15 protein-coding genes and 1 pseudogene are annotated in these 17,653 nt (G+C 67.4%); 8 read left to right on the forward strand and 8 right to left on the reverse strand.

The window, feature by feature from the left end; genetic code table 11:
- The 3 genes from JYJ84_RS11800 to JYJ84_RS11810 form a co-directional block, all read left to right on the forward strand.
- The coding region (locus tag JYJ84_RS11800) for a nuclear transport factor 2 family protein (RefSeq protein ID WP_205189198.1) at positions 1-343 on the forward strand (343 nt) is incomplete at its 5' end.
- A 222-nt stretch (positions 344-565) separates the two neighbouring features.
- Positions 566-1,381: a helix-turn-helix transcriptional regulator gene (locus JYJ84_RS11805; RefSeq protein ID WP_174960644.1), complete on the forward strand. Its 816-nt coding sequence runs from the start codon at positions 566-568 to the stop codon at positions 1,379-1,381.
- A 418-nt stretch (positions 1,382-1,799) separates the two neighbouring features.
- Positions 1,800-3,425: an amidohydrolase gene (locus tag JYJ84_RS11810; protein WP_175220330.1), complete on the forward strand. Its 1,626-nt coding sequence runs from the start codon at positions 1,800-1,802 to the stop codon at positions 3,423-3,425.
- A 19-nt stretch (positions 3,426-3,444) separates the two neighbouring features.
- On the opposite strand, the gene JYJ84_RS11815 is transcribed toward JYJ84_RS11810, so the two are convergent.
- From JYJ84_RS11815 to JYJ84_RS11825, 3 genes are all read right to left on the reverse strand, one after another.
- Positions 3,445-4,056 (reverse strand): cysteine hydrolase family protein, encoded by a 612-nt coding sequence (locus JYJ84_RS11815; RefSeq protein WP_175220328.1) that lies wholly within the window; start codon positions 4,054-4,056, stop codon positions 3,445-3,447.
- Between the two features lie 173 nt (positions 4,057-4,229).
- Positions 4,230-5,480 carry an MFS transporter gene (locus JYJ84_RS11820; RefSeq protein WP_175220325.1) on the reverse strand — a complete coding sequence of 417 codons (1,251 nt, stop codon included), beginning with the start codon at positions 5,478-5,480 and terminating at the stop codon, positions 4,230-4,232.
- 156 nt (positions 5,481-5,636) lie between these two features.
- Positions 5,637-6,953, reverse strand: a complete 1,317-nt coding sequence (locus tag JYJ84_RS11825; RefSeq protein WP_175220323.1) for an MFS transporter — start codon at positions 6,951-6,953, stop codon at positions 5,637-5,639.
- 323 nt (positions 6,954-7,276) lie between these two features.
- Between JYJ84_RS11825 and JYJ84_RS11830 the strand changes: the two genes are divergently transcribed.
- Entirely contained in the window at positions 7,277-8,194 is a 918-nt protein-coding gene (locus JYJ84_RS11830) for a LysR family transcriptional regulator (RefSeq protein WP_175220321.1), read from the forward strand.
- Between the two features lie 19 nt (positions 8,195-8,213).
- Here JYJ84_RS11830 and JYJ84_RS11835 read toward each other — a convergent pair whose 3' ends face one another.
- The 3 genes from JYJ84_RS11835 to JYJ84_RS11845 form a co-directional block, all read right to left on the reverse strand.
- Positions 8,214-9,359, reverse strand: coding sequence for a porin (locus JYJ84_RS11835; protein ID WP_175220319.1), 1,146 nt, complete (start codon positions 9,357-9,359; stop codon positions 8,214-8,216).
- A 63-nt stretch (positions 9,360-9,422) separates the two neighbouring features.
- Positions 9,423-10,520: a M14 family metallopeptidase gene (locus JYJ84_RS11840; protein WP_175220317.1), complete on the reverse strand. Its 1,098-nt coding sequence runs from the start codon at positions 10,518-10,520 to the stop codon at positions 9,423-9,425.
- A gap of 7 nt (positions 10,521-10,527) precedes the next feature.
- Positions 10,528-11,859, reverse strand: coding sequence for an MFS transporter (locus JYJ84_RS11845; RefSeq protein ID WP_175220359.1), 1,332 nt, complete (start codon positions 11,857-11,859; stop codon positions 10,528-10,530).
- A 132-nt stretch (positions 11,860-11,991) separates the two neighbouring features.
- Between JYJ84_RS11845 and JYJ84_RS11850 the strand changes: the two genes are divergently transcribed.
- From JYJ84_RS11850 to JYJ84_RS11860, 3 genes are all read left to right on the forward strand, one after another.
- Positions 11,992-12,885: a LysR family transcriptional regulator gene (locus JYJ84_RS11850; protein ID WP_122949563.1), complete on the forward strand. Its 894-nt coding sequence runs from the start codon at positions 11,992-11,994 to the stop codon at positions 12,883-12,885.
- A 183-nt stretch (positions 12,886-13,068) separates the two neighbouring features.
- Positions 13,069-13,605, forward strand: coding sequence for a VOC family protein (locus JYJ84_RS11855; protein ID WP_175220315.1), 537 nt, complete (start codon positions 13,069-13,071; stop codon positions 13,603-13,605).
- A gap of 28 nt (positions 13,606-13,633) precedes the next feature.
- Positions 13,634-14,389, forward strand: a complete 756-nt coding sequence (locus JYJ84_RS11860; RefSeq protein ID WP_175220313.1) for a glucose 1-dehydrogenase — start codon at positions 13,634-13,636, stop codon at positions 14,387-14,389.
- Positions 14,390-14,589: 200 nt separating this feature from the next.
- On the opposite strand, the gene JYJ84_RS11865 is transcribed toward JYJ84_RS11860, so the two are convergent.
- Complete coding sequence (locus JYJ84_RS11865; RefSeq protein WP_236027675.1) at positions 14,590-16,107, reverse strand: cytosine permease; 1,518 nt, start codon at positions 16,105-16,107, stop codon at positions 14,590-14,592.
- A 202-nt stretch (positions 16,108-16,309) separates the two neighbouring features.
- Entirely contained in the window at positions 16,310-16,957 is a 648-nt protein-coding gene (locus tag JYJ84_RS11870) for a glutathione S-transferase family protein (protein ID WP_174960540.1), read from the reverse strand.
- 104 nt (positions 16,958-17,061) lie between these two features.
- Between JYJ84_RS11870 and JYJ84_RS11875 the strand changes: the two are divergent.
- A pseudogene (locus JYJ84_RS11875) lies at positions 17,062-17,653 on the forward strand (pyruvate dehydrogenase); the annotation flags it as partial.

The following is a 17,653-nucleotide window of genomic DNA, read 5'->3' on the forward strand; positions in this document are numbered from 1 at the left end:
GTTCTACGACCGCTTCTTCAACAAGCACGAAGCGGTCGAGGCTGCCGCCGTCGTCGCGGACGACTACAAGCAGCACAACCCGCACGTGCCGGACGGCAAGAAGCCGTTCGTGTCGTACTTCGTCGGCGCCTTCCAGAAGAACCCGGCATCGCGTGCGCGCATCGTGCGCAGCGCAACCGACGGCGATCTCGTCTACCTGCACGTGCATGCGACCGAGCGTCCGGGCGACCGCGGCGAAGCCGTCGTCGACATCTTCCGCGTGAAGGACGGCAAGATCGTCGAACACTGGGACGTGATCCAGCCGGTGCCCGAAACGGCCGCGAACGCGAACACGATGTTCTGACGCGCCGGGCCGGTACGCGGTGCGCAACGTTGTGCACCGCCCGTCGACGGACGATCGGCCACCCGCCGCACAAGCGCGCGTGCCCCGCGGCGGCGAAGTCCCCTACAATCGAGCTTCGCCGCCGCGCCGGCCTCCGTCCCGCATGACTGCACCGCCGCCGGCGCGCCGTCGTACGCGAAACACGGCCGGCACGGGCGGCCGTTCGCGAAGACGGTGTCAACGATGAGCCCCGCCCATATATCCCTGAGCAATGCCGGCGACCTGGTCGCCAGCCTCGGCAGTCCGCAGTTTCCCGCCCGGCTTTGGGCATGGCTGCGCGAAACCGTCGATCCGCAGTCCCATTACAGCGTCGCGACGCGCTACCGTCGCGACGCGCCGTCGCAATCGGTCGACAGCGTCGACGTGCTGTTCTTCGCGGGCGGCGACGATCCCGACGGCACGCGCCACGCGCTCGATCTGTATACGCAGGGCGACTGGCGCACCGACACGCTGCTCCCGCATATCGAGCGCGCCACCGATTCGCAGCTCGTGTTCTCGTGCAATGAAGAAGTCGACACGGCGACCGAATACGGCCGCCATTTCGCGCTCGGCGAACTCGGCGAAGACTGCACGCTGCTCGGCAGCGAGCGCGACTATGTCTATGCGTTCTCATTGTTCCGCCGGCGCGGCCAGCCGTCCTACACGCTGGCCGAACTGGCGCTGCTGCGCCAGCTCGGCGATTTCGTGCTGCCGCTCCTGATCCAGCATGCGCGGCTCGCACGCCTGACGCCGCGCTCGGACGACGGCGCGCTGCTGCAGCGGTTCGAACAGCGCCTGTCGGCCAGCGGCGCGGCGCTGTCGCAGCGCGAACGGCTCGTGTGCCGCGCGGTGCTGCAAGGCCAGCCCGTCCCGCAGATCGCCGACACGCTGGCGCTCAAGCCGAGCAGCGTGCGCACCTATCTCGGGCGCGCGCTCGCGAAGCTCGGCGTCGCGAACCGGGCCGGGCTGTTCGCGTGGTGCGTGACCGAAGAGGAACCGCCGGAGGATCGCGGTCACTAGATGACGCGTCCGCATCGCTGCGACGCCCCTCGCCCCCGCCGCCTTTGTCGCGGCTTGTCCTCAAAACGATGACAGACAGTCGGCCGCTCCGCTCCTAGTATCTGACTCACCCGACGACAGGAACGCGTCGGATATCACGGAGACACGGAATGCCGAATACCGGATGGACGCCGGCCCGCACGGCCGCGCGCGCGTCGCCCATCGACCTGCCGATTCAGACCGGGCGGCGAGATCGGCATGACGCTCCGGCAGCAGCCGGCCCGCTCCAAGACGTATCGCCGAGCCTGCCGCACCGCACCGGCACCTAGCCGCCCCTCATCTCATTCCAACCCGACCGGGTTCACGCGACCGGACGAGCCACACGGCCCGCCCGCCGGACACGTGCGCCCGTCGATCTGCCCCCATCCGGAGGAGACACATGCAACACGCCGACACCGTCTATCTGAACGGCCTGCTTTACACGGGCGACGCGCAGCGCCGCTTCGCGCAGGCGCTCGCCACCCAGGACGGCAAGATCGTCGCCGTCGGCCGCGACGACGACATCCGTCCGCTGGCCGGCCCCGCGACGCGCATCGTCGACCTGGCCGGCCGGCTGATGCTGCCGGGCCTCATCGACGGCCACGTGCACCCGCTCGAAGGCCACCAGATCCTCGGCGACTTCGACCTGTCCGGCATCAACGATCCCGACGCGATCCTGCAGCGCATCCGCGCATGTGCCGACGCGACGCCGAACGAACCGTGGGTCTATCTCGGCGGTGCCAACCTGGCCGCCTTCGGCGCGTATCCGACCCGCGAGCTGCTCGACCGGATCGTGTCCGACCGGCCGCTGCTCGTGGTCGGCTTCGACGTGCACAGCGGCTGCCTCAATACGAAGGGCCTCGAAGCGGCCGGCATCCACGCGGACACGCCCGATCCGACCGGCGGCGTGTACGAGCGCGATGCGTCCGGCGCGCCGAATGGCGTCGTGCACGAAGCGGCGTTCTACCGCGTCTGCCCGATCATTCCGCAACTGAGCCCGGCCGGCTACCCGAAGTCGCTCGCGAAAGCGCACGCGATGGCGCACGGATACGGCCTCACCGGCTGGTTCGACGCGCGCGTCGAGGAGGCCGAACTCAAGGCGTATGCCGACGCGCAGCGCGCGGGCACGCTGAAGGTGTACATGAGCGCCGGCCTCTATGCGAACCCGCGCCGCGATCCGCACGAGCAGATCGAGCGCTTCGCCAGATGGCGTCGCGAGTACGAATGCGACAACCTGCGCCTGCATACGGTGAAGATCTTCGTCGACGGCGTGCCCGAATCGAAGACCGCCGCGCTGCTCGAACCGTACGCCGGCACCGACGACTGCGGCCTCGCGCTGTGGAGCCAGGACGCGCTGAACGAGATCTGCCTGCTCGCCGATACGGCCGGCTTCGACCTGCACTTCCACACGCTCGCCGATCGCGCGGTCCGCATGACGCTCGACGCGCTCGAATATGTCCAGCTCCGTAACGGCATGCGCGACCGGCGCGCGCAGCTCGCGCACCTGCAGATTGTCGATCCGGCCGACATGGGCCGCTTCAACCGGCTCGGCGCGATCGCCAGCGTGCAGACACTGTGGACGGCCGCACACGAGGAGCAGCAGCAGCTCTATCGCGACCTGCTCGGCGCGGAACGCACCGCGCGCAACTATCCGTTCCGCAGCCTGCGCAACGCGGGCGCGATGCTCGCGGCCGGCTCCGACTGGTCGGTCAGCACGATGGACCCGATGCAGATCATCCAGACGGGCGTCACGCACCTGCTGATCGACCAGCCCGACAGCCCGCCGTGGAATCCGCACGAACGCCTCGACCTGCTCACGATGCTCGAGGCCTATACGGTGAACACCGCGTATGCACTGCGCTTCGACGACTGCACGGGTTCGCTCGAAGCGGGCAAGGACGCGAGCTTCGCGATCCTCGACCGCAATCCGTTCGCGCACCCGGTCGAGACGTTCGCGCAGACCCGCGTGATCGAGACGTGCTTCCGCGGCGAAGTCGTGTACGCCGCGCCGGGCTGGGCCGACTGAAGCACGCCCGCGGTGGCCGTCAGGCGACGCCGAGCGCCAGCACCTGCTCGGTCGTCAGCACGTCGCCGAACGTGTCCGACAGCGCGGCCAGCGTCGCGCGATGGAGGTCGCGGTGCGCTACCGTGCCGCCATCCGCGATGTCGAGGTCGCGCGTCGCACAGGCGTCGTCGACGACGATCACCGCATAGCCGAGCGGCACCGCATCGCGTGCCGCGCCGGCAACGCATGCATGCGTCATCAGGCCCGTGACGATCAGCGTGTCGATACCGGCCGCCTTCAGGCGCGCATCGATGTCGGTCGTCGGGAACACGCTCACCGACGTCTTTTTCACCACCGTGTGATGCGGCGCCGGCTGCAGGTCCGCGTGGAAGCGGAAGCCGTCGCTGCCATCGGCGAAGATCGGGCCGTCGGCCGCATCGACGTGCTGGACGTGAAACACCGGAATGCCCGCGCGATCGGCGAACGCGATCACGCGCTGCGCATTGCCCAGCGCGCGCGGCCCCTCCGGAATCGGCAGGCGGCCGCTGAAGTATTCATTCTGAAAATCGATCACCAGCAGCGCGGTGCGGGCGGCGGCAATCGACGTCGGCGCGCTCGCGCCCGCCAGGGTACGGATGGTCGGATGTTGCATGGGTCGCTCTCTCGGTTGGCTTATCGAAGGAACGGCGCGCCGGGCCAGCCGGCGCCGCCGGACGCGGCCCGGACACTCCCGGGACGCGAGGCGCCAGTGTCGGGCCGCGCGCGCTGGCGCGACAGCAGCGCGCGGGACAACGTCCGACAGATTCGGGCCAACGTGCAAATCGGCTATGACAGCGCAGCCGTTCGCGCGCCGGGCTGCGTGCGGCCGTACGCGACCATCAAAGCGAAGCTGAGCAGGAAGCCCGCACCGCCGATCAGCAGCAGACCGATCTCGCCGAACACGGGCAGCAGGTTCGTGAGCGCGCCCGTCACGACCCACGCGACGGCCATCACCGAGCCCGCGACACCGAGCGCCCAGCCTTGCCGGTCCTCGCTGACCGCGTCGGAGAACGCCGTATACATCGTCGTGTACGCGACCATGTCGAAGCAGCCGACGACCATCGCCAGCGCCCACAGCACCGGCTCGTGCGGGAACAGCGCGGACAGGACCTGGCCAATGCCCGCGACGAGCAGGCCCGTCTTCGCGATGTCGACCACGCGCCACACGCGCAGCATCAGCCGCACGACGAACAGCAGGCCGAACACGAAGCAGAGGCCGATCACGCCGCTGAACAGCCCGAGCCGCGCGCTCGTGTAGGCGAATTTCGCCTGCAGCAGCAGCATGATGGTCTGCAGGTAAAGCCCATAGCCGACTTGCATCAGGAAGAACACCACTGACAGGAACGCGACGTTGCGCTGGCGCGCGGCCTCGCCGATGATCCGCAGCGGCAGCAGCGGATCGATACGCGTGTCGCCGCGCGGCGCGGCCGAGTCACGATACGACGCCCAGGTCCAGCACGCGCAGATCAGCGACAGCGCGGCGACCAGCACGAACGGCGTGCCGTAATCGAACAGCGGTGAAATCGTGTGGTCGGACGTAACACCGCCGAGCACGGGGCCGACTATCACGCCCGCGCTGAACGCGAGCGACATGATGCTCATGTTGTACGCCTTGTTCTCCGGCGTGCTCAGGTCGGTGATCGCTGCCTGCGCGATGCCCTGGCAACCGGCCATCAGCCCGGTGAGCCCGCGGCCGGCCAGCAGCAGCGCGACGCTCGCATGCCATGCGCCGGCCGCCATCATCGCGTAGCCGGCCGCGAGGCCGAGCACGCACAGCAGCATGATTTTGCGGCGGCCGTAGCGATCGGACAGGTCGCCCATCAGCGACGAGCCGAAGAACATGCACAACGGGTAGATCCCGTAGCCGAGACCGAGGTAGAAATTGCGCGCGTGCGCACCGGCGTCGGCCGGCAGGATGCCCGCATGCGGATCGCTGAAGATCGCGGACATCATCGGATAGACGAGCCCGAATCCCATCGCGTCGATCGCGATCGCGAGCAGACAGGGGCCGAGCAACTTGTAATCGAGCCGGGACATGGCGACCTTCCGGACAGAGTGGATGATCGCCCAAGCGTAACGACCGGGCGGCGGCCGCGGTAGGCCGCCGCCCGCGATGCTAAGCATCGGCTGCGCCAATACCCTGCCTGTCGCCCGCGCCGATGGGTTACCAGTGTGGGCGACAGGCTGCGGCCGCTACTTGGCGCTCACCGGCTCGCCCTGAAACTGCCGGCGTGCGAGCACGCACGGCGCGCCGTCGTGCATGAACACGCTCGCGAGCAGCCCGAACGACGCCGCGAACAGCACGTACCACGCAGGTGCGACAGGCGACCCGCTCGCGTGCGTCAGCCACGTGACGATGAACGGCGCGAAGCCGCCGAACACCATCACCGCGACGTTGTACGCGAGCGCGATGCCGGTCGAGCGCGAACGCGTCGCGAACTGCTCGGCGAGCGTGGTCGGCGCAGGGCCATAGCAGATGCCGATGATCGTGCAGATCACGAGCTGCATCACGAGCAGGCGCCCGATGCCCGGCGCGGCAGCCAGCCACGTGAACAGCGGATACGTGACCGTCAACAGCGCCAGCGAACCGGCGATCAGCACGGGACGCCGGCCGATGCGGTCGGACACGAGCGCGGCGAACGGAATCGTCACCGTCAGCAGCGCAACCGCCGCCATCTGCACCTTGAAGACCTGGTCGAGCGGCAGCCCGAAGGTCTTGTGCACGAACGTCGGCATGTTGACGAGCATCACGTAGAACACGGCCGTGCCGGTGATCGTCTGCCCCATCGACACCAGCACGCCGCGCAGGTTGTCGCGCAGCACGCGCGACACGCTCGCCGGCGGCTCGACGGTCGACTTGCTCGCGTCGAGGAACGCCTCGGTCTCCTCCATGTGCCGGCGGATCCACAGGCCGACCGGCCCGATCAGCAGCCCGAGCGCGAACGGCACGCGCCAGCCCCAGCTATGCAGCGCCCCCTCCGACAGCGACTGCGTGGCCCACGCGCCCATCGCGGCGCCCGAGAACACCGCGAGACACTGGCCGATCAGTTGCCACGATCCGTACAGCCCGCGCCGGTTCTCCGGCGCACTTTCCACGAGGAACGCGGTCGCGCTCGCGTATTCGCCGCCCGTCGCGAAACCCTGCAGCAGCCGCGCAACGACGATCAGGACCGGTGCCGCCGGGCCGATCGCCGCGTACGGCGGCGCGAACGTGATCAGCGCGATCGACAGCGTCATCAGGAAGATGATGAGTTGCATCGCGGCCTTGCGGCCCTTGCGGTCCGCATAGAGCCCGAGCAGGATGCCGCCCACCGGGCGCATGAAGAAGCCGACGCCGAAGGTCGCGAGCGACATCAGCAGCGACGCGTACTGGCTCTCGGCGGGAAAGAACAGCCGCGCGATGATGCCGGAGAAGAAACCGTAAACGATGAAGTCGTACCACTCGAGGGTGTTGCCGACGACAGCGGCAACCACCTGCCGATGCCGCGAGTTCCGACGTGAGTCGTGCATGCTTGTCTCCTGCAGTCTCATGGCGCCGCGCCGCATGCGTGCCGCGTTCCGTGGCTGGCATGGGCGAACCGGCTGTTCGTATCGCCGGCCGACGAGGCTCGGGCCCGCACCATCGGAACCTCGCGGCCCGCGCGCACGACCGGCGTGAAACGATCATAGGGACACCGAAAACCCGCATCAATTAACGCCCGCAGCGGATGATTAGCCGGAGATTAAATGTTTCCCCGCAAGGCTCCGCCATGCGAAAACCCCGGAAATTCGCGCATTGTTGCGGCCCCGGTTCTGCGGCAGAATCGTCGGCCACCCTTCCCGTCGTCCGCATCATGCGCAACCGCATCAACGAAGAGATCACGTTCCGCAAGCTCGAGGTGCTGCTCGCCTTCATGGAAGCCGGCAGTCTCGCGAAGGCCGCCGAGGCGCTGGGCGTGAGCACGGTCAGCGTGCACCGCGCGCTGCACACGCTCGAGGAAGGGATGCACTGCGCGCTGTTCCGCCACGAGGGGCGGAACCTGATTCCGACCGACGCCGCGCAGGTGCTCGCCGAAGTCGCGGGCGAAGTGCTCAAGACGATGACGGACGGGATCCGCTCGACGCGCGAGGCGGCCGGCTACGGCGCCGGCCAGTTGAAGATCGGTTCGCTCTACTCGCTGACGATCCGCACCGTGCCCGAAGTCGTGATCGCGTTGAAGGAGCGCCGCCCCGAGCTGCAGGCCGAGCTCGTACTCGGCTCGAACGCCGACCTGCTCGACAAGCTCCGGCAAGGCGCGATCGATGCGACGCTGATGGCGCTGCCCGAACCGGACGCCGAGATCGAATCGATTGCGCTGTTCGAGGACGAGATGTTCTTCGCCGCGCCGATCGACTCGCCGTACGCGCAGCACGACGCCATCGATCTCGGTACGTGCGGCGACGCGCCGTTCGTGTCGCTCGGCGAAGGCTTCGCGACGCATCACGGCTTCACGGAAGCGTTTCGCGCGGCCGGCATCGCGCCGAACGTCGTGATGCGGGTGGGCGACATCTTCTCGCTGATCAATCTCGTGTCGGGCGGCGTCGGCTGCTCGCTGCTGCCCGGCCGCGTGCGCGACCTGTTCGCGCACAAGATCGCGCTCGTGCCGCTCGCCGGGCCCGCGATCCGCCAGACGATCGGCCTGAGCTTCCTGCATCAGCGCGAACGCGACCCGAACCTGCTCGCACTGGCGACGGTGTGCCGGCTGACGGTCAAGGGGCCGAACGCGCGGTAGCGCGTCGCGGCGCCCGACCTCAAAACTTGACGAGCAAGCCGAGCCGCAGCAGCAATTGATTGGCGGTCGACGACGGCGTCGTCTGGTTGATCTGCGCGACGGCCTGCCGGCCGTACGAGTCGAGGCCGGACGCATGCTGGTAGATGCCGATCATGTAGAGGGCCGTGCGCTTCGACAGGAAATACTGCGCGCCGACGTTGACCTGCTGATACTTCGCATCGGGCGCCGCCGTGTACGTATATGCAACGCCGAGCGACACGGCGGGCGTGACGAGGTACGTGACGTTGGCTTCGTAGTTGTCGAATGCGGCCTTGCCGCGGTATCGCGTGCTCAGCGTCTGCGCGATGTCCTGGAAGCGCGTGTTGGTGTACACGAAGCGAATCGTCGCATTGCCGAGTGCATAGCTGCCGCCGGCACCATAGATCTGCAGCTTCGATGCCGACTGGTAGCCACCCCAGATCGGCGTAGGCAGCGCGGTCGAGAAGGCCGTGTTCGGTGCTGGATTCACACTCGCGCCCCACAGCGCCACGCCCGGGTCGTTGACCGTCTCGTATGCGGCGTCGAGCGTCAGCGGGCCGCGCTCGTAGCGCGCGCCGACGCTGATCGCGCGGTTCGCGGAGAAACTGCCCGGCACGCCGCCGAAGCCGTATAGCGCCGCCATCGAGAAACCATTGAAATCCGGCGTCTTGTACTTGATCGAGTGGTTGATACGCGCGGTGTCGTTCAGGTTGTCGACGTCGGCCGCATGCGCGCCAAGATAGCCGGCAAAATTGCAGCCGGCCGCGAGCAGGCCGAGATATTCGCCGCTCAGCTCGTCGTACTGGCGGCCAAGCGTGATGGTGCCGAATCCCCCGGTCAGGCCGACAAACGCCTGCCGGCCGAACATCAGGCCGCCCTGCCCGAGCCGCCCCGTATTCGCGTCGTAGCCGTTCTCCAGCGTAAAGATCGCCTTCATCCCGCCGCCGAGATCCTCACTGCCCCTGAAGCCGAGGCGGTTTCCGTACAGCGTGCCCGATACAGCCTGGAACGCCTTGCCGCCACCCAGGTTGCTGACGTAATTCACGCCATTGTCGATGGTCCCGTACACCGTGACCGAATTCTGCGCATGCGCGACGACGGTGACGGAAGCCGCCACGCCCACCGCGATGATTCCATTGATTTTCATCAGATCTCCTTATTAATGTTCTTATGCGATGACAGGCAACGCAAGCCGCCTGTCGTCCTGCCCTTACGTTGCAGCCAGACCCATCAATGCCTGCAGCAGCGCGACACGCGTCTGCCCCCAGATTGCGCCCTTCCAGACGTCGTCGTCGCCGTAGAACGCGTCGCGAATCCGCTGGAGAATGTCGCGACGCAACTCCGCCGGCGCATCGGGGTGGCGAAGTAGCCAGTGCGACGCGCGCAGCCGGTAAATCACGTCGTCGAACGGCAGCGTGCCGAATTCAAGCGCCATCAGCGCTGCAACCGCACGCGGGCATTCATCGTGCGCGATCGACGCAACAGGCCCCGACACGCCCGGCGACTCCGATTCGCCGTCGAACGGCGCGACGACGTCGGCGCCCCACCACGCTCGGGCGCGTGCAAGTTCCGCGGCGTCGTTGCGGCCCGCGTAGATTTTTTCACCGTGTCCGCGCGGCCCGAGGCCCGTATGCATATCGATCCACGCGATCGTCTTCGCCTGCGAAGCGCGTTCGCGCAGGATCGTACGCATCGTGCGGTTGTTCCAGGTCGGCTCGCGTCCGCCGTAGAACATCCCGTCAGGTGTCGCGTACTGCCCGCTGCTCAGCGCGCCGTGATACGCGAGCTTGCCGTTTCGTGCGATGTAGTCGGCCAGCGCCCGCTCGTCGTCCGGCGACGGCGGCCAGGTTTCGGTGAGCACAAGGCGGTCGATGTCCGGATACGCGCTGTTGGCAGGCAGCGGCGCACTGAAATCGATGTGGTTGCGATTCAGGTCGACGTTGTCCTGGTTGGTGCGCTGCAGGTATGAGAAGCCGTACGGATTGACCGCATGGATCAGCAGCAGCCCGACACCGGCGCGCGCGAGCCGCGCAACCAGATCCTCGTCGAACAGCATCGCAACCTGGCAGCCCGACCCGCAGAAGCCTTCCGGCCCGTGTGTGCCGGAACTGACGATCAGCAGCCGCTCGGCCTCGGCCATGCCGAGGCCGGCCACATCGATCGCCAGCGCTTCGCCGAGCGCACCGTGCAGCCCGGGCAGCACGAACGACTCCAGCGTCGCGCGACGGTGCGCGGCAGCGTCGAGAAACTTCTGGCGGGCTTCGGCATAAGTGCCGGAAAAATAGCGGGTAACGGCGGTAGATTCCATGGAATGATCAGACCTTCGAGTAGGAGGAAGCACCGGAAACGGCGGGAGTGTCGATCGTTTCACCGGTGCGGTCGCGCAGATACGGCAGGCCGGCCATCGACACGAGTGCGACGACGATCAGGTACCAGGCCGGCGCAACCTTGTTGCCGCTCGCGTTCACGAGCCATGTGCTGATGAACGGTGCGAAGCCGCCGAAGATCGCGACACCGACGCTATATACGAGCGACATGCCCGTTGCGCGAACCGATTCGGGAAACATCTCCGGCAGGATCGTGATGCTCGGCACGGCCTGGATCGCTAGCACGACGGTCAGCAGGCCAACCACCGTGAACAGGACAGCCGGGGTCGGTGACGCCTTCAGCCACGCAAACGCCGGATAGATCAGCAGCACGAGCGCGATCCGGCCCGCGACGATCAGCGGCTTGCGGCCGACGCGGTCCGACCAGCGCCCGACCAGCGGCGCGCATCCGAATGCCAGCGCGCCGGTCAGCGCGGCGGCCGACAACGCCACGGCCGGGCTCATCCCGAATTCGCGGATCGCATAGGTCGGCATGTAGAAGCTGACGACGTAGGACGCGCCCGTGCCACCCATCGTGATCATGATCGCGACGACAACCGCACGACCGTGCTCGCGGCAGAGCGTCGCGACACGCCCGTTGCTCTGTACGCGGCCCGGCGCGGGCCGCGCAGATTCGCCCGTGTGCGTTTCCTCGAGCCGGCGGCGGATATATGCGCCGACCGGCGCGATCAGCATCCCGAGCGCGAACGGCACGCGCCAGCCCCAGCGCTCGAGCGCGTCGGGCGTCAGTGCGGACGACAGGATCGCGACCGTCAGCGCGGCCGCCAGCACGCCGAGCCCCTGGCTCGCGAACTGCCAGCTCGCCATGTAGCCGCGCGTGTGCGGCCGCGCCTGTTCGACGAGCAGCGTGGTCGACGCGCCGAATTCGCCTCCGGCCGAGAACCCCTGGATCGACCGCGCGACGACGATCAGGATCGGCGCGGCAACACCGATTTCCGCATAGGTCGGCAGCACGGCGATCATCCCGCAGCCGAGTGCCATCAGGAAAATGGTCAGCACCATCGCAGGCTTGCGCCCTGCACGATCGGCGTATGCGCCGATCACGACGCCGCCCAGCGGCCGCATCACGAAGCCGGCCCCGAAAGTGCCGACGGCCAGCAGCAATTGCCCGGCCGCGTCGAATGACGGAAAGAACAGCTTGCCGATGATGAGCGCCAGAAAACCGTAGACCGTGAAGTCGAAGTATTCGAGTGCGTTACCGACGGTCGTCGCGAGGATCGTCCGGCGCAGATCGGCGCCGGACTGCGGGTGGGGTGCCATCACGGGTATCTCCTTCGTTGTGCGGTATCGCACTGGTTATGTGCGACGCATTCTAGGCGGCCCTGTGTTACCCGAAAAGACAACAATCCATTACACTCGTTGCCATTTGGTTTACACCCACTGGAGTGCTCCGTGAAGCCCAACCAGTTGCATGCGTTCGTGGCCGTGGCCACTCAGATGAGCATCCGTGGCGCGGCCCGCCAGCTCGGCGTATCGGCGCCGGCCGTCACGAAGATCATCCGCGAACTGGAGCGCGAGGTCGGCGCACCGCTCGTCGAGCGCAGCGTCAAGGGCATCGCGCTCACCGAGTACGGCGCCGCAATGCTGCCGCGTGCGCGTCTGCTGCTCGACGACATGCAGCGCGCCCGTGACGAAATCGTCCAGCTGCGCGACGGCAACTTCGGTCACGTTCGCGTCGCGATCAGCACGTCGTTCGCGCAGACGGTGTTCGTACCGGCGTACCGGTTGCTGCGTGAGCGGCGCCCCGGCGTGACGGTCCACGTGACCGAATCGGGCCTCCCCGGCACGCTGGCGCGATTGCGCGATGCACAGACCGACGTCGCGATCATGCATGTCAATCCGCAGTCGCTCGCCGACGAATTCGTCAGCGAACCCCTTGCCCCCGTGCAACTCGTACTCGGCGTGCGCAACAAGCATCCGCTGCGCAACCGGCGCACCGTGCGCGAGTTTCTCGATTCCGAATGGGTGCTGCCCGGCGACGGCAACGATCCGATGTCGGCAACCCAGTGGCTGTTCGGATCGTTCGGGCTGCCGGTACCCGCGCGCATCGTGCACGGCGATTCGATCTCGACCGCGCTCGCGCTCGTTGCACAACTGGATCACGTCGGCTTCTTCGTCGAGCCCCTCGCAAACGAGGTGTTCCAGCGGATGGGGATCCGGCGCGTGGCACTCGACGACCCGATGCCCCAGCTGCAGATGTGCGCGATCCAGCGCCGCGGCAGCTCGCTGACGCCGGCCGCCACGCAGTTCGTCGACTGCGTGCGCGAGGTGCTCGCCACGCGCTGACGTTCGCCCCCTTCTGCTTGCGCCCGTGCCGGCGCCACCACGACGCGCGGCGCTCCATGAGTGCTACCGCATGACCGCCGCGCTCGGCTAGTCCGTTTGGACGGCACGCCACGCGCGCTTTGTTGCGATCATGGCCGTCATTCATCGCGCGGCACGCACACGTGCGTCCGCCACGGAGACGCCATGAACGACCCTGTCCTCGGCCCCATCGACCAGATCGGCTACGTGGTCGCCGGTCTTGACCGCAGCATCGCGCGCTGGCGCGAACGCCACGACGTCGGTCCGTGGACCGTGTTCCGCAACGTGCGTCTCGACGGCCATCATCTCGGCGCACCGGTGACGGTCACGATGGACGTCGGGCTCGCGTATCGCGGCGATCTGCAGATCGAACTGATTCACGTGACGAACGACACGGCGTCGCCGTACCGCGATGCGCATGGGCAGCCGCTCGTCGGGCTGCATCACGTCGCGTGGGTCGTCGACGATCTCGATGCCGCGCTCGCGCGGCTCGCATCCCGTGGCCTGCGTGTCGTATTCGAAGCATGCAACCCGGCCACGCGCGTCGCGTATCTCGACGACACCGACGATCCCGGCGTGCGCATCGAAGTGATCGAAGGCGCCGGCATGCGCGACATGATCGCTCACGGCATCGCCGAAGCACGCACCTGGGACGGCACCGATCCGGTTCGCATCATCGACGCGGCGGGCACCTCCGCGTAAGCCCCTCTCACTCACTGGAGCAAGCAGCATGAAACGACTCGAAGGCAAGGTGGCGCTGATTACGGGCGGTGCCCGCGGCCAGGGCGAAGCGGAAGCGCGCCGGTTCGTCGCCGAAGGTGCACGCGTGGTGATCGCCGACGTGCTGGACGACGCCGGCCGGCGCGTCGCGGCCGAACTCGGCGACGCCGCACGTTTCCAGCATCTCGACGTGACGAGCGAAGCCGACTGGCAGGCCGCCGTCGATGCAACGCTCGCGCAGTTCGGCCGGCTCGACATCCTCGTGAACAACGCGGCGATCCTGAAGCTCGTGCCGATCGAAGCGTGTTCGCTCGACGACTATCGCAAGGTGATCGACGTGAACCAGGTCGGCTGCTGGCTCGGCATGAAGTCGGCGCTAGGTGCGCTGAAGGCGGCGGGGGGCGGCTCGATCGTCAACGTGTCGTCGACGGCCGGGATGGAAGGTGTCGCGGGCGGCAGCGCATACGTGTCCAGCAAGTTCGCGGTGCGCGGGATGACCAAGGCCGCCGCGCTCGAATTCGGCCGCTACGGCATTCGCGTGAACTCAGTGCACCCGGGCGGCATCGATACGGTAATGGCGCGCCCGCCCGAGTTCGCGGATTTCGATCCGTCGTCGATCTACAGCGGGCTGCCGATCGCGCGCATCGGCAAGCCCGACGAAGTGGCGAACCTCGTGCTGTTCCTCGCGTCCGACGAATCCGCGTACTGCACGGGATCGGAATTCATCGTCGACGGCGGGATGCTCGCAGGCAGCGCGTTCCACTGACACGCATCCAGATCGACGCACGCCCGCCAATCCGGCGGGCGTTTTCGTTTTCGTTTTCGCTTTCGCTTTCGTTTGCGGGCCACCGAGTGGAAAGTACGGCCTTCCCGTTCAGGCAATCACGCACCCGGAAACGACGATGCCGCCGGCGGCTCTCCCGCGCCGCGGCATCGTCATGTGCGGAGCAACCCAGCACGCGCCGCTCAGTACCCCTTCGGCTGGATCGCCGGCGCGCCGCTACCGCGCGCCGCCTGCCTGCCGCCGCGCACGAAGCGTCGCCCGTGCGGGCCGTACACGCCGTCCGGTTCCGGGTACAGCGTCAGCAGCACGAAATACAGCATCCCACCCATCACCAGCGACACCGGCACGCTCAGGTCGAGCCCGCCCGCGAGGTTGCCGAGCGGCCCGACGAACTGGCCCGGCAGGTTCACGAACGACAGCCCGACGAACGCCGCCGGCAGCCACGCGCCCATCGCGCGCACGTTCCAGCCGTGCGTGAACCAGTAATGGCCACCGCGCAGCCCGCGGTTGAACACCTGCAGGTCGTCGGCGAGATAGTAGCCGCGCCGCGTTACATAGCCGATCACCATGATCGCCATCCACGGGCAACTGAACGTATCGATCAGCGTCGAGAACGTCGCGACGCTTTCGACGAGGTTGAACCAGAAGCGGCCGACGAAGATGAACGCGATCGCGATCGTGCCGATCAGCAGCGTCGCACGCACGCGGTTCAGCAGGCGCGGGAACATGCTCGATACATCGAGGCCGGTGCCGTACAGCGCGGTCGTGCCGGTCGACATCCCGCCGATGATCGCAATCAGGCACATCGGCAACAGGAACCAGCGCGGCGAGATCGCGAGCAGCCCGCCGACGTAGTCGTTCGATGCGATGAACGCGGGCGCCTTCGTCGCGATGATCGTCGCGGTCGCGAGGCCGAAGAAGAACGGCACGAAGGTCGCGATCTGCGCGGCGAACACGGCGCCCATCACGCGATGCTTCGGTGTGCGCTGCGGGATGTAGCGCGCCCAGTCGCCGAGCGTCGACGCAAACGACACCGGGTTGCTCAGCGCCACCAGCACTGCGCCGACGAACGCGGCCCAGAAGCCCGCGCTGCCCTGCTGCACCGTGCCGGCGTAGTTCATGTCGAACAAACCGGCGAACGCGAACAGGCCCGCGACGAACAGCACGCTCGCGGCCCACACGGCGATCTTGTTGACCCACAGCATGAAGCGGAAACCGTAGATGCAGACGATCAGCACGAGCACCGCGAACACCATGTACGCCGCGCCGAGCGTGAAGCCGTTGACCGGCACGCCGACCATGTTGTGCGCACCGCCGACGAGCGCATCGCCCGAGCTCCACACCGCGAGCGAGAAAAACGCGATCGACGTGAGCAGCGCGAGGAACGAGCCGACGATCCGGCCATGGATGCCGAAATGCGCGCCGGACGACACGGGGTCGCTCGTACCGTTGCGCGGGCCGAACAGGCTCATCGGCGCGAGGATACAGGTGCCGGCAAGCACGCCGAGCACGATCGCGCAGACTCCTGCCTTGAACGACAGCCCGACCAGCACGGGAAAACTGCCGAGCACCGATGTTGAAAACGTATTGCAGCCGCCGAACAGCAACCTGAACAGATCGATCGGCCGTGCATAGCGCGATACATCGGGAATGCGCTCGAAACCGAACGACTCGACCTGCGTAATCCTGCCTTCACTCATTTGTCTCCCACTCCTCTGGTGCATCTGTACGGCCCGGGACTGCGGCGATACGACACATCGTCATCGATTCGCGGCCACTCTAAACCGGATCGCGCGGCGCAAATATCACGCATTCGAGACGTTTACGACGAAGGAGAGCAATGTTTCCCGGCCGGCCAGCGGCCGGCGCCCGCGCCATCCGTATGACGCGGGCGATGCGACGTCAGTGCGCACCCTCCACCGCCGGCGCGCGGCATGCGATCAGGCCCCGCTGAACGGCCTGCCGCGCGTCGATGCCGGCAAGCCAGCGCTCGACGTGCGGGTAGCCGGCCAGATCGATACCGAGCGTGGCCGCCGAGCGCAACCACGGGAACGCGGCGATGTCGGCGATCGAGTAGCGCGACGACGCGAGATACGCCGATTCCGCCAGGCGGCCGTTCACGACCCCATAGAGACGCCGCACCTCGTTCCGGTAGCGCTCGAGCGCTTCCGCATTGACCGTCTTCGATGCATGCAGGAACCACCAGAGCTGGCCGAGCATCGGCCCGATCCCGCCGATCTGGAAGTGCAGCCATTGCTGGACGGCCGTGCGCTCGGCCAGCGTGTCGGGATGCAGAAAGCCCGTCTTCGCGGCGAGATAGCTCAGGATCGCGCCGGATTCGAACACGGTCAGCCCGATGTCGTGGTCGACGATGGCCGGGATCTTGCCGTTCGGGTTGATCGCGAGATACGCCGGGCTGCGCTGCTCGCCGGCGGACAGGTTCACATGCACGCGGTCGTGCGCGAGCCCGGCCTCTTCCAGGTAAATGGCAACCTTGTGCCCGTTCGGCGTGTCGGCCGTATAGAACGTGAGGGGGGGCGTCGAGATCATGTCGGTCCTTGTCTTCCGGTTATAGTTGCAACTACAATCGTTGCAATTGCAATCCTACGCCGGAACCGATCGCCCGGCGACATGCCAGTACTCGAAGGAGGGACATGCAGACTGCGCGACCCGGTCCGCCCGTGCGGACACCCGACACCCACCGCGCCGCGGCGGCCTGCCTCGACAGGCTGATCACGCAGCGACTCGCGCCGCGTGGCCGCGCGGTATCGCCGCTCGGCGCGATGCGCGCGGCCGCCGATTGCCTCGAACGCGATGCGGCAACCTCGGAACGCGTCTGGATCGTGCGCGCCGATGCGCGGGGGCCGGTTTCAGACGCAGGGGCGCAGCGCCGCATCAGTGCATGGCCGCTGCGGTTTCTCGATGCACGCAAACGGTTCGAGCGGCCGCTGCTGTACCTGCTGCATGCGCGCGCGACCGACCGGCTGCGGCTGGCGTCGGTCGAAACCGTCGATCGCGGGATCTTCGTAAACGATGCCGAAACGGTCGCGTCGTCCTGGCCGAAAGGCGTGACGCCCGACGTCCCGCACTGGCTGGCCGCGAACCCCGCGTGCACGCCGTACGATCCGGCTTCGGGGCATGAGGCGATCGCGATCCTGCGCCACGCGCTGCGCACGTTCTATGTCGCCGGCCAGCCGGGATTCTGCTACCTCGCGAGCCACGACGACCCGGTGCCCGGTGCGAAGC

It is taken from the genome of Burkholderia sp. LMG 13014, assembly GCF_905232215.1.
In the GTDB taxonomy this organism is placed as follows: Bacteria; Pseudomonadota; Gammaproteobacteria; order Burkholderiales; family Burkholderiaceae; genus Burkholderia.

Bases quoted from the DNA above. Each gene is read 5' to 3' on its own strand.
- JYJ84_RS11845 (WP_175220359.1), bottom strand. From the start codon at position 11,859: ATGGCACCCCACCCGCAGTCCGGCGCCGATCTGCGCCGGACGATCCTC.
- JYJ84_RS11815 (WP_175220328.1), bottom strand. From the start codon at position 4,056: ATGCAACATCCGACCATCCGTACCCTGGCGGGCGCGAGCGCGCCGACG.
- JYJ84_RS11810 (WP_175220330.1), top strand. From the start codon at position 1,800: ATGCAACACGCCGACACCGTCTATCTGAACGGCCTGCTTTACACGGGC.
- JYJ84_RS11860 (WP_175220313.1), top strand. From the start codon at position 13,634: ATGAAACGACTCGAAGGCAAGGTGGCGCTGATTACGGGCGGTGCCCGC.
- JYJ84_RS11870 (WP_174960540.1), bottom strand. From the start codon at position 16,957: ATGATCTCGACGCCCCCCCTCACGTTCTATACGGCCGACACGCCGAAC.
- JYJ84_RS11835 (WP_175220319.1), bottom strand. From the start codon at position 9,359: ATGAAAATCAATGGAATCATCGCGGTGGGCGTGGCGGCTTCCGTCACC.
- JYJ84_RS11855 (WP_175220315.1), top strand. From the start codon at position 13,069: ATGAACGACCCTGTCCTCGGCCCCATCGACCAGATCGGCTACGTGGTC.
- JYJ84_RS11820 (WP_175220325.1), bottom strand. From the start codon at position 5,480: ATGTCCCGGCTCGATTACAAGTTGCTCGGCCCCTGTCTGCTCGCGATC.
- JYJ84_RS11840 (WP_175220317.1), bottom strand. From the start codon at position 10,520: ATGGAATCTACCGCCGTTACCCGCTATTTTTCCGGCACTTATGCCGAA.
- JYJ84_RS11825 (WP_175220323.1), bottom strand. From the start codon at position 6,953: ATGCACGACTCACGTCGGAACTCGCGGCATCGGCAGGTGGTTGCCGCT.
- JYJ84_RS11865 (WP_236027675.1), bottom strand. From the start codon at position 16,107: ATGAGTGAAGGCAGGATTACGCAGGTCGAGTCGTTCGGTTTCGAGCGC.
- JYJ84_RS11805 (WP_174960644.1), top strand. From the start codon at position 566: ATGAGCCCCGCCCATATATCCCTGAGCAATGCCGGCGACCTGGTCGCC.
- JYJ84_RS11830 (WP_175220321.1), top strand. From the start codon at position 7,277: ATGCGCAACCGCATCAACGAAGAGATCACGTTCCGCAAGCTCGAGGTG.